We start from the raw sequence: 14,420 nt of genomic DNA, 5'->3' as shown, positions 1-14,420 counted from the left end.
CCGTCGTGTGGTGATTGGTTGTCTTACAGGCCGGAATTGAAGCGGTCGCGGGCGGTGCGGCCTGCGTCGGAGTTTTCAAAACAGACCAGCAGGTTGTGGTTGGCCAATGGGGTTTCGTGGAACACCAGCGCGTCGGCGTGTTTGGCCAGTCGCGGCTCGCTGGCGAGCATATGTTCAAACACGTTGCGGTCGATCACGGCGGCGTCCATGCGGCCGGCGGCGACTTTTTCCACGTTTGAGGCGTCGGTTGGGCCTGCGTCCACTTTCAGTGAGCCGTCTGCAACCATGGCATCAAAGCGGGCTTCGTTGATGTAGCCTTCGACCACGCCAATGCGGTAGTTGCCGAGATCGTCGTGGGAGGACCAGCTAAAGGCGTTGTCTTTGCGGTGGATGAAGCCTACCGGCGAGGTGCCAAATGGGGCGGAGTAGACGCAGCGGTCGCCGCCTTTTTCGGCGTCGGCACCGGCGTCATAGTATTCCGGGTAAAGGCCCAGGTAGTTTGGATCTTTGGCGGCGAGGTTCACGGCGCGGTTCCATGGGAAGACCTCAGCCACGACCTCGTCGCCTGCGGCGGCAAAGGCGGCGGTGACAGCGTTCGTCGATGTGCCGGAGCCGTCGGCGTTCACATATGGGGGCCATTCCAGCGTGGTCAGTTTGACCGTTTCGGCCGAAGCTGTGGTGGCGAGGGCCGCGAGAGCGGCAGCAAAAAGCGTGGATTTTTGCATGGTGACTCCAAAAATTGAATGAGCATTTAAGTTCCGGCGTCACCTGAGCATGAGAGTGCTAAAAAGCCGTTACCTTTTGGATGGGGCGGGCACTGGTGGTTTTACGGGATTGCAGTGCGGCTGGTCTTGCGGCTTGCTGAGGTTGGGGAGAGGGGGGACCGCTATGAATATTGCGACATGGTTGGTGCGCGCGGCGCAGCGTGCGCCGGAGCGGCAGGCGATTTTTGAGGGGCAGCGCTGTGTCGAGACCTATGGCGGGTTTCTGAGCCGTGCGCTGGGGGTGGCGCAGTGGCTGGACGCACAAGGGGTGCAAGCTGGCGATCGGGTTGGGGTGTTTATGAAAAATTGCCCCGAGTATCTGATTGCGCTTTATGGCATTTGGGCAGCCGGGGCAGTGGCGGTCCCGATCAACGCCAAGCTGCATCCGAAAGAAGCAGCGTGGATTTTGCAGGATGCGGAGGCTCAGCTGTGTTTTGTGTCCGAACGCTTTGAGACAGATCTCTCGGAGGTCTGTGACGTGGCTTGCGCCTTGGTACCGGAGGAACGCGTTGACGGTGGAGCGATTGTAGACCGCAAGCCTGGTGACCTGTGCTGGCTGTTTTACACGTCCGGCACAACAGGACGGCCCAAAGGCGTGATGATCACCCATCGCATGCTTGTTGCCATGGCGATGAGCTATTTTGCCGATGTGGATCAGGTGACCGCGGAGGACACAGCGCTTTATGCCGCGCCAATGAGCCATGGGGCCGGGCTCTACAACGTGATGCATGTGCTCAAAGGCGCGCGGCATGTGGTGCCGGAAAGTGGCGGCTTTGACGAGGCGGAGATTTTTGATCTCGCCGCGCATTTTGGGCGGGTGCATATGTTTGCTGCGCCCACGATGGTGAAACGCATGACGCAGGTCGCCAAGGCGATGGGCGCTGATGGCTCTGGACTACGCACCGTCGTCTATGGTGGCGGGCCGATGTATGTGGAGGACATCCGCGAGGCCGTGGATCACTTCGGGCCGGTGTTTGCGCAGATCTACGGGCAGGGTGAATGCCCGATGTGCATCACCGCGTTGAGCAAAGATGAGGTGGCGCGCGGGGATGTGGCTCAGCTGGCGTCGGTTGGTCGGGCGCAATCGGTGGTGGAGCTGGCGATTGGTGGCTCGGCGGGGCTTTTGCCTGCGGGTGAGGTGGGCGAAATCCTTGCGCGCGGGGATGCGGTAATGCCTGGGTATTGGCGCAACGCGGCGGCCTCGAAGGCGGCGCTGAAAGACGGGTGGCTGCACACGGGCGATATGGGCGTTTTGGACGGCGCGGGGTATCTGACGCTGAAGGATCGCTCCAAAGACCTGATCATTTCCGGGGGGACCAATATTTATCCACGTGAGGTGGAAGAGGTGCTGCTGACGCATCCGTCTGTGGTGGAGGTGTCCGTGGTGGGCAGGCCGCACCCGGAGTGGGGCGAGGATGTGGTTGCCTTTGTGGTCTGTGATGGCGCGCTGGATGTGGCGGCGTTGCAGGCGCATTGTCTGACGGAGATGGCGCGGTTCAAACGGCCGAAGGATTATGTGCAGGTGGAGCGCTTGCCGAAGAACAACTATGGGAAGGTGTTGAAGACGGAATTGCGGGGGATGTTGCGAGGCGACTCCTAAAAAAGTGCCTTCCAAAGGGTGATTTTACAGGCGGCGCTTTGGTGTCTTCCCGACTTGAAACGAGGGGCTATTCATCGTTGAGTGAGATGCGTTTCTTGGACAAAAGGACCTCAGATGACGATCAGGACAGAGCGAACCGATGTTCTTGTGATTGGAGGCGGTACGGCAGGTTTTGGAGCCGCCATCGCGGCAGCGCGCCAAGGGCTTGAGGTGACACTGTTAGAGGCGACAAGCAAGGTCGGTGGTGTCATGGCGTTTTGTCCTGGGATGCCCTGGGGAGGCGCCTACCCGACGAATCAGATCATTGGCGGGCTCATTGAAGAACTCACGGAGCGGCTCACACAGATGGTCCCCCCAGCGGCCGCAAAACGGGACTGTACGTTGGAGAATTTCGGTCCCGAAATCATCTATGACCATGACGTTGCCACACTGACAATGTTTGAAATGCTTGAAGAAGCAGGTGTTCGGACACGATTAGGGGCAATCGCAGTCAGCCCCGAAATGAATGGCGACACGATCTCTTTGGTCCAATGCTGTGATAGGCATGGACCTTTCAGCCTTGAGCCAAAAATCGTCATTGATTGTTCCGGGGATGGCGATATCTCCGCCAAAGCGGGCGTGCCCTTTGCCTTGGGCGACGCGTCGGGAAACATGATGGCCGTGACAATTTCGTTCTTCATGGTGGGGGTGGAATGGAACCGGGCCTTTGCTGATCCGGATCCGTATTTTCAGAAGTTTGCGGCGAAAGGGATTGCGGAGGGTCGGCTACACAGTGACTTGGCAAAGCTGTATCTGATGCGAGGCTTTCACGAAGGCACGGTTTTTTGCAATTCCGTGCATGTTCGGGGCGTTGACGGCACAGACCCTGTTGCTGTGAGCGCGGCAACTCAGGAAGGGCGCAGACGATGTCACAAGTTGGCGCAATTCCTGAAGAGTGATGTCCCCGGTTTTGACAAGGCGCATATGTCGATGCTCTCTCCTACAGTGGGGGTGCGCGAGACACGGAAACTGCAAGGTCAGTATCGGTTGACCGGGAAAGACTTGGCGGACGCGACCAAGTTCCGGGATGGGATTGTGGCCTGCGACAACCCGATCGATGATGTTATGCGCGCTGAAGGGGATATGACGCATTTGGCGGCCATCGAACCCGGTCAGTTTTATACTATTCCGTTTCGATCGCTTGTGCCGGAACGGATTACAAACCTGATGTTTGCCGGCCGCATTTTGTCGGCAGACTCTGTGGCGTTTGCTTCGGTGCGCGGAATGCCACAGTGCATGGCAATGGGGCAGGCCACAGGCGCGGCTGCTGCGCTTGCGCTTCGGTCCGGCGTAGCCGTTCAGGAAGTGACTGCTGAAGAGCTCGTCCGGTCCTTGTCAAGTCAGGGCCTCAATCGATTGAGAATATAAAAGCTGGATCAAACCCGATTTACTTGGGGTCCAAGCGCAAAAAAGCCCCGCCAAATCTGGCAGGGCTTTGTGATTTTATCGCCGCGTTAGGCTTAGTTCACGATGGTCGCTTCAGTTGCGGCGCGCAGTTCGTCCTCGCTCACACCATCGGCGCATTCGACGATTTTCAGGCCGCCTTCAACCACGTCCAACACACCCAGATTGGTGATGATGCGGTCGACCACGCCTTTGCCGGTCAGCGGCAGGGTGCACTCTTTCAGCACTTTGGAGACGCCGTGTTTGTTGGCGTGATCCATCACAACCACCACGCGGCCGACGCCGGCCACCAGATCCATCGCGCCGCCCATGCCTTTGACAAGCTTGCCGGGGATCATCCAGTTGGCCAAATCGCCGTTTTCAGCCACTTCCATGGCGCCCAAGATGGCCATGGCGATTTTGCCGCCGCGGATCATCGCGAAGGACTGCGCCGAGTCAAAATACGCGGTCTGGGGCAGTTCGGTGATGGTCTGCTTGCCGGCGTTGATCAGGTCGGCGTCTTCTTCACCTTCGATCGGGAAGGGGCCCATGCCCAGCATGCCGTTTTCTGATTGCAGCGTGACTTCGACGCCTTCGGGGATGTGGTTGGAGACCAGCGTCGGGATGCCGATGCCGAGGTTCACATACCAGCCGTCTTGCAGTTCTTGTGCGGCGCGCGCCGCCATTTGATTGCGATCCCAAGCCATGATTATGCCTCCTCACGCGGGCGTACGGTGCGCTGTTCGATACGTTTTTCGTGATCACCTTGAATGATGCGGTGCACGTAGATGCCGGGCAGGTGGATGCTGTCCGGGTCCAGCGAGCCAGTGGGCACGATTTCTTCAACTTCCACGATGCAGATCTTGCCGCAGGTGGCCGCAGGGGCGTTGAAGTTGCGGGCGGTTTTGCGGAACACGAGGTTGCCGGTTTCATCCGCTTTCCAGGCTTTCACAATGGCGAGATCGGCAAAGATGCCTTCTTCCATGATGTAGTCTTCCATCGCGCCGTCAGGACCGGTGGGGAACTGCTTTTCCAGCTTGCCTTCGGCAATCACGGTGCCGACGCCGGTCTTGGTGAAGAAGCCCGGGATACCGGCGCCGCCAGCGCGCATGCGCTCGGCCAGGGTGCCCTGTGGGTTGAATTCCAGCTCCAGCTCACCGGAGAGGTACTGGCGCATGAATTCTGCGTTTTCGCCCACGTAGGAGCTGATCATCTTTTTGACCTGTTTGGTCTGCAACAGGATGCCGATGCCGAAGTCATCAACGCCCGCGTTGTTGGAGGCAAACGTCAGGTCTTTGACGCCGCTGTCTTTGATTGCGTCGAGCAGAAGCTCGGGAATGCCGCAGAGGCCAAAGCCGCCTGAGGCAATGAACATGCCGTCGCTCAGAACGCCGTCCAGCGCCTCAGCGGCCTTTGCATATACCTTTTTCATGGATGTCTCCCCTTATCCGGAAATTGGGGAGAGTAGTGACGGCGGGGCGGAGATGAGTCAACGCCAGCAGGGGGTGTCCGGTATTACTACGGGCGTTTGTGGGTAGTGGGGCGGGCACGGCAGGGCGCCCGCGAAGATGCTTGTGTGTCAGGCCGGCAGAGCATCGGCGCTGTATTGTGCGGCAAAGGCAGCGCTGGGCGGGATCGGGGTGATCACATCGATCAGTACGCCATTGGGGTCACGCAAGATGAAGTGGCGCTGGCCGAAATCCTCATCGATCAGCGGTTTGACCACTTCTAGGCCGAGTTTGGTCAGGCGATCGCACTCCGCGGCGGCGTCTTCAACCTCGAAATTGAGCAACATGCTGGTGGTGAGACCGCGTCCGACGTCAGGGATGGTTTCGTGGGTGCCGTCCAGAATGGCGAGGTTCACAGACGGATCAGCGTTGCTTTGCAAATGAACATACCAATCGGAGGTGAAGGCTTGTGAAAAGCCAAAATGGGTTTCGTAGAAGGCTGCGGTGCCCGCCACATCGTTGGTTTGCAGGACGGGGTAAAACTGGGTGGGTTTCATTGTCAGCGATTCCTTGGTAAAAACATACAGTATGTATGTAATAAACAAACAGGCCGTATGTATGCAAGAAAAATCAACCCGGACTCCCAATGCCGAAAGACGGGCGCAGATGCGTGCGCGTTTGATTGAGGCCGCTCGTGCGCTGTTTGTGGAGAAGGGATACGCGGAGGCCAGCACACCCGAGATTGTACGCATGGCCGGGGCGACGCGCGGGGCGCTGTACCATCACTTTGAGGACAAACAGGCCTTGTTTCGGGCGGTTGTGGAAGCAGAAGCGCAAGCGGTAACCGAAGTCATTGATACGGCCAGCACCACAGTGGACACGCTGGATGCGCTTGCGGAAGGCAGCCGTGCTTTTTTTGACGCGATGAGCGATGCGGCGCGGGCGCAGTTGTTGCTTGTTGATGGGCCTGCGGTGCTCGGGGCGGCTGAGATGGATCGGATCGACGCAGGCGGTGGGCGGCAATCGCTCTTAGTGGGGCTGAAGGCCGCGCATCCCGATCACGATGAAGAGACGCTTGCCGCAATGGCGGTGGTGCTGTCCGCAGCGTTTGATCGTGCCGCACTGGAGGTTGCGCAATCGGGAGCGGACCCAACTGTGTTTGAAGGCGTTCTCAATCGGCTGATGGGGGCGGCGTTCGAACCGAAATAGGGCAGGGTGCTTGGCGCGAAAAAAAAGGCCCCGTAGCGGGGCCTTTTTCATTTCTTGGCAGCGGCTTTTTTGGCGGGTGCCTTCTTTTTTGCTGCCGGTTTTTTCTTGGCAGCGGCTTTCTTTTTGGCCGGTTTCTTACCCGCCTTTTCGGTGATCCATTCCACAGCCTGTTCCATGGTCACGTCTTTCACATCGATCTCTTTGGGGATCGTGGCGTTGACTTTTTCCCATTTCACATAAGGGCCATAGCGGCCGTCCATGATGTTGACCGGACCACCGGCATCGGGGTGTTCGCCGAGCTCACGCAAAGCCTTGGCGGCGGCGCGGCGACCACGGCCCGGGTTGTTACGCTTCTCAGTGATCATTTCCATGGCGCGGTTCATGCCGATCTCAAACACGTCGAGCGTGTCTTTGAGGTTGGCGTAGACCGGTTTTTCCTCGTCAGGCAGTTGGTGCATGATGTAGGGGCCAAAGCGTCCCAGATTGGACGCGATCACGCCGCCGTCCGGGTGCATGCCAATCTCGCGCGGTAGGGTCAGCAAGGTGACAGCCTGTTCCAGGGTGACCTCGTTGGGCCCCCAACCGGGCAGGAACTCTTTGCCTTGTTTTGGCAGAGAAGAACGCGGCGGCTTTTTGTTTTCCGGTGTGGCTTCACCGCGTTGCACGTAGGGGCCAAAACGGCCGGATTTCAGATGGATTTCGTCACCATCGTCCTCGCCCAGCACTTTTTCGTAGCCTTCTGCACCCTCGCCGGAGATAGGACGGGTGTAGTTGCATTCCGGGTAGTTGCCGCAGCCGACAAAGCCGCCGGTCCGGGAGGTTTTCAGGTGCAGCTGGCCTGCGCCGCATTTGGGGCAGACGCGCGGGTCGGTGCCGTCTTCGCGCGGCGGGTACAATTGAGGCGCTAGCGCGTCGTCGAGGATGTCGAGCACCTCGGAGATGCGCAGATCGCTGGTTTCGGCGATGGCCGCATGAAAATCTTTCCAGAAGCGGGACAGCACGTTTTTGTAGTTGCGGTCGCCGGCGGAGACGTCATCGAGCTCTTCTTCGAGGTTGGCGGTGAACTCATAGCCGACGTATTTGCGGAAGAAATTCACCAGGAAGATCGTCACGATGCGGCCTTTGTCCTCAGGGAAGAGGCGGTTTTTCTCTTTTCGGACGTAGTCGCGGTCTTGGATGGTGGTGATCACCGATGCGTAGGTGGAGGGGCGGCCGATGCCGAGCTCTTCCATTTTTTTTACCAGCGTCGCCTCGGTGTAGCGGGGCGGAGGCTGGGTGAAGTGCTGCTCCGGGGAGACGGCGTTTTTGGCGATGTTTTCGCCCTGCATGATCTGTGGCAGACGCTTGCCGTCGTCATCATCCACAACCTGATCGTCGCGGCCTTCTTCGTAAACGCGCATGAAGCCGTCAAACAGCACCACCTGACCGGTGGCGCGCAGCTCAATTTGCTTGTCTTGCGAGGCGATGTCCACGGTGGTGCGCTCCATGCGGGCGCCTTCCATCTGGCAGGCCAGGGTGCGTTTCCAGATCAGGTCGTAGAGCTTGCGCTGGTCGTCCTCAGAGACCTTCAGGTCAGACGGCTTGCGCATCATATCCGTGGGGCGGATACACTCGTGCGCTTCCTGAGCATTCTTGGCTTTGTTCTTATAAATCCGGGGCTTGGCAGGCACGTAGTCCTTGCCGTAGAGCGCTTCGATGGCGTCGCGCGCGCCCTGTACGGCCTCCGGCGCCATGTCGATGCCGTCGGTCCGCATATAGGTGATGTAGCCGGCCTCATAGAGGCGCTGGGCGGTGCTCATGCAGTGTTTTGCGCCCATGCCAAATTTGCGGCTGGCTTCCTGCTGAAGGGTCGAGGTCATAAACGGCGCGGACGGGTTGCGGGAGGCGGGTTTGGCCTCCACGCGGGCCACAGACAGGTCGCGGCTTTGGATCGCTTGCACAGCGAGTTCAGCGGCGGTGGAGTTTTCCAGCGCGTATTTGTCGAGCTTCTCGCCGCCCAGCACGGTGAGGCGGGCCTCAAACTCTTGGTTGCGGGGCGTGGAAAGCTGGGCCTTTACGGACCAGTATTCGCGGGCGTTAAACGCCTCGATTTCCATCTCGCGCTCCACGATCAGGCGCAGGCAGACCGACTGTACGCGGCCTGCAGAGCGCGCGCCGGGCAGTTTGCGCCACAGCACGGGAGAGAGGTTGAAGCCGACAAGGTAATCGAGTGCGCGGCGGGCCAGATAGGCGTCCACCAGCGGTTGATCCACCTGACGCGGGTTTTGCATGGCCTCGGTGATGGCGGATTTGGTGATCGCGTTGAACACCACGCGGGACACATTGGTGTCCTTCTTGATGGCGCGGCGCTTGCGCAGGGCTTCCTCGAGGTGCCAGCTGATCGCTTCGCCTTCGCGATCAGGGTCGGTTGCGAGGATCAGTTCGTTGTCGTTTTTCAGAGCGTCGGCAATGGCTTTGACATGAGGGCGGGAGTTGTTGGCGATCTCCCACAGCATGTCAAAATCGTTGTCCGGATCCACCGAGCCGTTTTTGGCGGGCAGGTCGCGGATGTGGCCGTAGGAGGCTAATACTGTGTAGTCCGAGCCAAGGTATTTATTAATAGTTTTGGCTTTGGCTGGGGATTCTACGACAACTACTGGCATTCATTTTCCTCTCGACTCGGCGCGAGCCTTATGGCGGCGAAAAATGTGGGGCGAAAGGGGGGATTGTCAATGCATAGCGGATTTTCGCGTGTCACTGTGCACGCAATTGAGGGAGATTTTGACACATGAAGCGATTGATTTGGGCAGGTGTTTTGATGGTAACGGCGGCTGGCGGAGCCTTGGCTCAGAGCTGGAGCGAGCCGGCGCGGGGCACGCAGGTGCGCAAAGATTTGATGAGCGCGATCCGCCCGATTGCGGAGTGGCGGCTGGGCGCGCCGGTGCAATTTGTGGTCAAGGATTTGCGGGTGGCAGGCGATGTCGGCTATGGCCGACTCTATGCGCAACGTCCGGGCGGCGGGAAGATTGATCTGAACGCCACGCCGATTTCGCGGCGCATGGGCGGCGACTACTTTGAAGAGTGGGAAGAGCCTTACATTGATGTGATGTACCAGAAATCTGGCAATGTTTGGGTGGCGGTGGAGTATACGCTGTCGTCGAGCGAGGCCTGGTGGGCGTCGCCGGAGTATTGCGCGGCTTATGGCCCGGTGCTGACCGAGTGGTGTCGCTAGTTCGTTCATAATTTAGGTTTTGGAGAGCAGCCCGCCGGCCAGGCGGGTGATCTTGCCGTGCATTTCCAGATCAAGCAGCGCTGGTGTGACCTCGGAGGGGGAGAGCACCATGTCGCGCGACAACTGGTCTTCGCTGATTGGCGAGGGGCCTAGACGTTGCAGGATTTCGCTGTGCAGCGCAGCGGTGTCGCGCAGGCTGCGGTTTGGGCGGTTTGTCGGCGAGTCTTGTGGGATGTCCGGTTGTTTGGGCGCGCGCAGGGGCAAGGTGTTGAGCACCTCCAGCACGTCTTCTGCGCCGCGCACTAAGGTGGCGCCGTCGCGGATCAGGATGTTGGCGCCCGAGGCGCGGGCGTCAAACGGGTGTCCGGGCACGGCCAGCACGTCGCGGCCCTGGTCCAGCGCAATGCGCGCGGTGAGCAAGCTGCCAGATTTGGCGGCGGCTTCGACGACTACGACAGCCCGCACAAGGCCGGAGATGATCCGGTTGCGGGCCGGGAAGTGGCGTGCGCGGGGTTCCATGTCTGGACGTTGTTCCGAAAGGCAGAGGCCCTGCGCCGCAATTTGCTCTGCGAGGTCGATGTTCTTGGACGGGTAAGGCCGGTTGAGGCCGCCTGCGTAGACGGCGATGTTGCCGGTGTCCAAAGAGGCTTCGTGGGCGGTTGCGTCGATACCACGGGCGAGTCCGGAGACCACCGTGAGGCCAGCGTCGCCGAGGTCTGCGGCCAAACGTTTGGCCATGCGCATGCCCAAAGAGGACGCGTTGCGGGCACCGATGATGGCGACAGTTGGGTGAGACAGGAGGGAAGTGTTTCCGAGACACCAGAGCATTGGCGGTGCGTCCGGGATTTCCTTCAGCAGCGCGGGGTAGTCGGCGTCCTCAAAGAAAAGCGGCCGCGCTCCAAGAGCACGGCCGTCATTCAGTTCGCGTTTTGCGTCGTCGATTGATGTTGGGGTGTACCGGGGCACGCCAGCAGTTCTTGCTATGTCGGGCAGGGCGTTTAGGGCCGCCTCTGCCGATCCATGCTCCCGCATCAATCTATGATATGTAGTTGCCCCGACACGACGGGATCGCAAGAGGCGAAGCCGCGATAATCGCGTTTCCTCCGTGGTGGGTGGGATTTGGGGGTGAGTGGAAGAAATTCGATCTTCGGTCATCCGCAACTCCGCCTGCTTGCAAGACTAGGTTTAGGCTTGCAGTGGTTAACAGCGCGTAAACCAAACAGGAAAAAATTGAGTTTTGACCAAATAAAACGAATTCCCCTCACATTTTAGACAGTCACCGCTTAGGTCGCCGCGCCACCAACCGTCAAACCGTCCATCAAAACAGTGGGTTGGCCTACACCAACCGGCACCCATTGACCGGCCTTGCCGCAGTTCCCCATGCCCGGATCCAGCGCCATATCGTTACCCAGACCTTTAATTTGGGTCATGGCGGTGGCGCCGTCTCCTATTAATGTGGCACCTTTTACGGGAGCGCCAACTTTACCGTTCTCCACACGGTAGGCTTCGGTGCAGGAGAAAACAAACTTGCCGTTGGTGATGTCGACCTGACCGCCGCCAAAACCGACGGCGTAGATACCGTCTTTCAGAGACGCGACCAGATCCGCGGGATCGGCGTTGCCGCCTTCCATATAGGTGTTGGTCATGCGCGGCATGGGCGCGTGGGCGTAGCTTTCGCGGCGGCCATTTCCTGTGGGGGCGACGCCCATCAGGCGGGCGTTTTGGCGGTCTTGCATATAGCCCACCAGAATGCCGTCTTCGATCAGGGTGGTTTTGCCCGACGGTGTGCCCTCGTCATCAACTGTGATGGAGCCGCGGCGATCCGGTATTGTGCCGTCATCAATCACGGTCACGCCTTTGGAGGCGACCTGCTTGCCAATCATGCCAGCGAACTTGGAGCTGCCTTTGCGGTTGAAGTCGCCTTCTAACCCGTGGCCGACAGCTTCATGCAGCAAAATGCCGGGCCAGCCTGGGCCAAGCACCACTTCCATTGGTCCCGCCGGGGCAGGGACCGCAGAGAGGTTCACCGTGGCGATGCGCAGCGCCTCGCGGGTTTTGGCCTGCCAATCAGTAGGATCAAGTAAACCATCCAGACCCACGCGGCCGCCGCCGCCAGCGGAGCCGCTTTCGCGGCGGCCATTTTCCTCGACAATTACGGAGACATTTACACGGGTCATCGGGCGGGTGTCGGTGATGACCTGACCATCCGGGCGCAGGATCACCACTTCCTGATGTGAGGCCGCCAAAGTGGCGGAGACCTGCACCACACGCGGATCAAGGTCGCGGGCAAAGGTGTCGATGTCGCGCAGGGTTTCGATCTTCACCGGGAAGTCGATGCCGCCAATAGGATCGGCATCAGTATAGAGCTTGCGGTTGGTGGGCGTCGGGCCGTCAGCCAGAGTACCACCGCCGTTGCCCACGGCCAGCCGCGCGGTGTCAACGGCGCGTTTGATCGCGGCTTCGCTGATCTCGGAGGAATGGGCGTAACCAGCCACCTCGCCATTCACTGCGCGCAGGCCGAATCCTTCGGCGGCGTCATAGCTTGCGGTCTTGATCCGACCGTCATCAAACACCAAAGCTTCCGAACTGCGGCGTTCAAAAAACAGCTCGCCATCATCTGCCCCCTTGGTCGCAGTGCGCAAATGCCGCAGGGCGGTGCCCTCATCTATTGCATTTTCAAAGGGTTGGAAGCGGGTTTGGGTCATATGCTGTCAGCCTCTATATTTGATCTAAATCAAAAAAGCGTCCGTTTGACGCAAGCTTCGATCTTTATCTACGGGAGAGAATATGGTTTTTAGGCGCGAAACAACAGCGGGATTCCGCCGGAAGGCAAGAGGGATTCTGTGAAACCGACAAGAACAACACCGCAACCGATCAGGGTGACACATGCGAATTCTCTCGACATTCCTGGGCCTTATGGCAGCAACAACCGCGGCGCCCGCATTTGCGCAGGCCGCCGAAACCATTGGTAAACCTGAGCCCAAGGGCCTTGGTTTTCAACCGGCGGCCACCGAATTGGCCCGCCAGATTCAGTCGTTGGACGGTCTGATCCTGACCATTATCACCATCATCACCGTGTTTGTGACCGCGTTGTTGATCTACTGCATCGTGCGCTACAACCGCCGTGCCAACCCAACGCCGGGTACGTTCACCCACAACACGCCTTTGGAAATCGCGTGGACCCTGGGCCCAATCCTGATTCTGGTGCTGATCGGGTCCTTCTCTCTGCCGGTGTTGTTCAACCAGCAGGAAATCCCGGAAGGCGAAGTGCACATCAAAGTGACCGGTTACCAGTGGTACTGGGGCTATGAGTACACCGACCACGAGTTTGCGTTTGACAGCTTCCTGCTGGCGAAAGAAGAACTGGCGGCAAACGGCTACAACGAAGATGAGTATCTGCTGGCAACCGACACCAAAGTGGTTGTGCCAATTGGCAAGACCGTTGTCATGGACGTGACCGGTGCGGACGTGATCCACAGCTGGACCATCCCATCCTTTGGCGTGAAGCAGGACGCCGTGCCTGGCCGTATCGCACAGCTGTGGTTCAAAGCGGAGAAAGAGGGCATCTACTTTGGTCAGTGTTCTGAACTCTGCGGCAAGGACCACGCCTACATGCCAATCACCGTCGAAGTTGTGTCTGAGGACAAATACAACGAGTGGCTGAAAGGCGCGATCGAAGAGTATGCGGGTGACATGTCCACCCTGCCAGCGATCGAAGTGGCTTCGGCTGACTAATCTTACCATCGGCGGGGCCTGTCTCCGCCGGTTGTGACGCGCAAGGCGGGCTATGGTGTCCGCCTTTCACACACAGGACAGAGCATGAGCGACGCAAGCATCAATACGCAAGCCAGAGCCAGCCACGGCGACGCAGAGTTTGGCGACTATTTCGCCCTTCTGAAGCCGCGGGTGATGTCGCTGGTGGTGTTCACAGCCGCCGTGGGCCTTCTGGCCGCGCCTGGCTCGGTGCATCCGTTTGTGGCATTTTGCTCCATCTTGTTTATCGCTGTAGGCGGTGGCGCCTCTGGTGCGCTGAACATGTGGTATGACGCGGACATCGACCGTTTGATGACCCGCACACAGAAGCGCCCGATTCCTGCTGGTAAAGTGACTGAGGGCGAGGCGCTGGCCGTTGGAGTGGCGCTGTCGGGTTTTGCGGTGGTGATGTTGGGCCTGGCGGCCAACTGGGTCGCGGCGGCGCTGCTGGCCTTTACGATTTTCTTCTACGTGGTGATCTACACCATGTGGCTCAAACGCTGGACCCCGCAGAACATCGTGATTGGTGGCGCAGCGGGTGCTTTCCCTCCGATGATCGGCTGGGCGGTTGTGACCGGCGGCATTTCGATTGAAAGTGTGCTGATGTTCACGCTGACCTTCATGTGGACCCCTCCGCATTTCTGGGCGCTGTGTCTGTTCATGAAGTCCGACTACAAAGACGCGGGCGTGCCAATGTTGCACGTGACCCATGGGCGTCGCGTGACCCGCAACCACATCCTAGTTTACACCCTGCTGCTCGCCGTTGTGGCGATTGGCATGGCCTTCACCGGTGTGGGCGGCCCGATTTACCTGACCACCGCCTTGATCCTGAACGGCCTATTTGTGGCCGGTGCGATTTCGATCTGGCGGCGTGACGAAGAGATTTCCGAAGCCGACGGCTACAAGCGCGAGAAAGCGTTCTTTGGCCTGTCGCTGATTTACCTGTTCCTGCATTTTGGTGCGATTTTGGTGGAGGCCACGTTGGCCCCTTATGGCATCGGAGGATGGTAAGC

13 protein-coding genes are annotated in these 14,420 nt (G+C 59.2%); 6 read left to right on the top strand and 7 right to left on the bottom strand.

Annotation, left to right across the window (positions count from 1 at the left end; translation table 11 throughout):
• Positions 1 to 23 precede the first annotated feature (23 nt).
• Complete coding sequence (locus MK208_RS03625) at positions 24 to 725, bottom strand: ABC transporter substrate-binding protein (protein ID WP_294113979.1); 702 nt, start codon at positions 723 to 725, stop codon at positions 24 to 26.
• A gap of 163 nt (positions 726 to 888) precedes the next feature.
• Here MK208_RS03625 and MK208_RS03620 point away from each other — a divergent pair, with 163 nt between their 5' ends.
• Both MK208_RS03620 and MK208_RS03615 read left to right on the top strand, forming a co-directional pair.
• The gene (locus MK208_RS03620; protein ID WP_294113976.1) at positions 889 to 2,364 is read left to right on the top strand and encodes an AMP-binding protein; all 1,476 of its coding nucleotides are present in this window, start codon (positions 889 to 891) and stop codon (positions 2,362 to 2,364) included.
• A gap of 114 nt (positions 2,365 to 2,478) precedes the next feature.
• Entirely contained in the window at positions 2,479 to 3,771 is a 1,293-nt protein-coding gene (locus MK208_RS03615) for an FAD-dependent oxidoreductase (protein ID WP_294113974.1), read from the top strand.
• 92 nt (positions 3,772 to 3,863) lie between these two features.
• Here the strand turns inward: MK208_RS03615 and MK208_RS03610 are convergent, their stop codons facing one another.
• The 3 genes from MK208_RS03610 to MK208_RS03600 form a co-directional block, all read right to left on the bottom strand.
• Positions 3,864 to 4,493: a 3-oxoacid CoA-transferase subunit B gene (locus tag MK208_RS03610; RefSeq protein ID WP_294113972.1), complete on the bottom strand. Its 630-nt coding sequence runs from the start codon at positions 4,491 to 4,493 to the stop codon at positions 3,864 to 3,866.
• Between the two features lie 2 nt (positions 4,494 to 4,495).
• Positions 4,496 to 5,218, bottom strand: coding sequence for a CoA transferase subunit A (locus MK208_RS03605; RefSeq protein ID WP_294113970.1), 723 nt, complete (start codon positions 5,216 to 5,218; stop codon positions 4,496 to 4,498).
• A 147-nt stretch (positions 5,219 to 5,365) separates the two neighbouring features.
• Positions 5,366 to 5,791, bottom strand: coding sequence for a VOC family protein (locus tag MK208_RS03600; RefSeq protein ID WP_294113968.1), 426 nt, complete (start codon positions 5,789 to 5,791; stop codon positions 5,366 to 5,368).
• Between the two features lie 109 nt (positions 5,792 to 5,900).
• On the opposite strand from MK208_RS03600, the gene MK208_RS03595 reads away from it, so the two are divergent.
• Positions 5,901 to 6,443, top strand: coding sequence for a TetR/AcrR family transcriptional regulator (locus MK208_RS03595; RefSeq protein ID WP_294113966.1), 543 nt, complete (start codon positions 5,901 to 5,903; stop codon positions 6,441 to 6,443).
• A gap of 47 nt (positions 6,444 to 6,490) precedes the next feature.
• Here MK208_RS03595 and topA read toward each other — a convergent pair whose 3' ends face one another.
• Positions 6,491 to 9,085: a type I DNA topoisomerase gene (topA, locus tag MK208_RS03590; RefSeq protein ID WP_294113964.1), complete on the bottom strand. Its 2,595-nt coding sequence runs from the start codon at positions 9,083 to 9,085 to the stop codon at positions 6,491 to 6,493.
• Positions 9,086 to 9,210: 125 nt separating this feature from the next.
• On the opposite strand from topA, the gene MK208_RS03585 reads away from it, so the two are divergent.
• Complete coding sequence (locus MK208_RS03585) at positions 9,211 to 9,654, top strand: hypothetical protein (protein WP_294113962.1); 444 nt, start codon at positions 9,211 to 9,213, stop codon at positions 9,652 to 9,654.
• A 12-nt stretch (positions 9,655 to 9,666) separates the two neighbouring features.
• Here the strand turns inward: MK208_RS03585 and dprA are convergent, their stop codons facing one another.
• Complete coding sequence (dprA, locus tag MK208_RS03580; RefSeq protein ID WP_294113960.1) at positions 9,667 to 10,809, bottom strand: DNA-processing protein DprA; 1,143 nt, start codon at positions 10,807 to 10,809, stop codon at positions 9,667 to 9,669.
• Between the two features lie 128 nt (positions 10,810 to 10,937).
• A complete protein-coding gene (gene tldD / locus MK208_RS03575; RefSeq protein ID WP_294113957.1) occupies positions 10,938 to 12,359 on the bottom strand; it encodes a metalloprotease TldD in 1,422 nt (473 codons plus the stop codon).
• 181 nt (positions 12,360 to 12,540) lie between these two features.
• Here tldD and coxB point away from each other — a divergent pair, with 181 nt between their 5' ends.
• Positions 12,541 to 13,389, top strand: a complete 849-nt coding sequence (gene coxB, locus MK208_RS03570; RefSeq protein WP_294113954.1) for a cytochrome c oxidase subunit II — start codon at positions 12,541 to 12,543, stop codon at positions 13,387 to 13,389.
• 84 nt (positions 13,390 to 13,473) lie between these two features.
• Positions 13,474 to 14,418, top strand: coding sequence for a heme o synthase (gene cyoE, locus MK208_RS03565; RefSeq protein WP_294113952.1), 945 nt, complete (start codon positions 13,474 to 13,476; stop codon positions 14,416 to 14,418).
• The last annotated feature ends 2 nt before the right edge of the window (positions 14,419 to 14,420 follow it).

Origin of the sequence: Shimia sp., from assembly GCF_022448905.1 — a bacterium.
Lineage (GTDB): Bacteria > Pseudomonadota > Alphaproteobacteria > Rhodobacterales > Rhodobacteraceae > Shimia.
The sequence above is the reverse complement of the archived record's forward strand: the minus strand, read 5'-3'. Positions and strand labels throughout refer to the sequence as shown.

Coding starts and splice junctions, on each gene's coding strand:
- MK208_RS03585 (WP_294113962.1), top strand. CDS start 9,211: ATGAAGCGATTGATTTGGGCAGGTGTTTTGATGGTAACGGCGGCTGGC.
- MK208_RS03600 (WP_294113968.1), bottom strand. CDS start 5,791: ATGAAACCCACCCAGTTTTACCCCGTCCTGCAAACCAACGATGTGGCG.
- MK208_RS03605 (WP_294113970.1), bottom strand. CDS start 5,218: ATGAAAAAGGTATATGCAAAGGCCGCTGAGGCGCTGGACGGCGTTCTG.
- MK208_RS03610 (WP_294113972.1), bottom strand. CDS start 4,493: ATGGCTTGGGATCGCAATCAAATGGCGGCGCGCGCCGCACAAGAACTG.
- MK208_RS03615 (WP_294113974.1), top strand. CDS start 2,479: ATGACGATCAGGACAGAGCGAACCGATGTTCTTGTGATTGGAGGCGGT.
- MK208_RS03620 (WP_294113976.1), top strand. CDS start 889: ATGAATATTGCGACATGGTTGGTGCGCGCGGCGCAGCGTGCGCCGGAG.
- coxB (WP_294113954.1), top strand. CDS start 12,541: ATGCGAATTCTCTCGACATTCCTGGGCCTTATGGCAGCAACAACCGCG.
- MK208_RS03595 (WP_294113966.1), top strand. CDS start 5,901: ATGCGTGCGCGTTTGATTGAGGCCGCTCGTGCGCTGTTTGTGGAGAAG.
- tldD (WP_294113957.1), bottom strand. CDS start 12,359: ATGACCCAAACCCGCTTCCAACCCTTTGAAAATGCAATAGATGAGGGC.
- cyoE (WP_294113952.1), top strand. CDS start 13,474: ATGAGCGACGCAAGCATCAATACGCAAGCCAGAGCCAGCCACGGCGAC.
- dprA (WP_294113960.1), bottom strand. CDS start 10,809: ATGACCGAAGATCGAATTTCTTCCACTCACCCCCAAATCCCACCCACC.
- topA (WP_294113964.1), bottom strand. CDS start 9,085: ATGCCAGTAGTTGTCGTAGAATCCCCAGCCAAAGCCAAAACTATTAAT.
- MK208_RS03625 (WP_294113979.1), bottom strand. CDS start 725: ATGCAAAAATCCACGCTTTTTGCTGCCGCTCTCGCGGCCCTCGCCACC.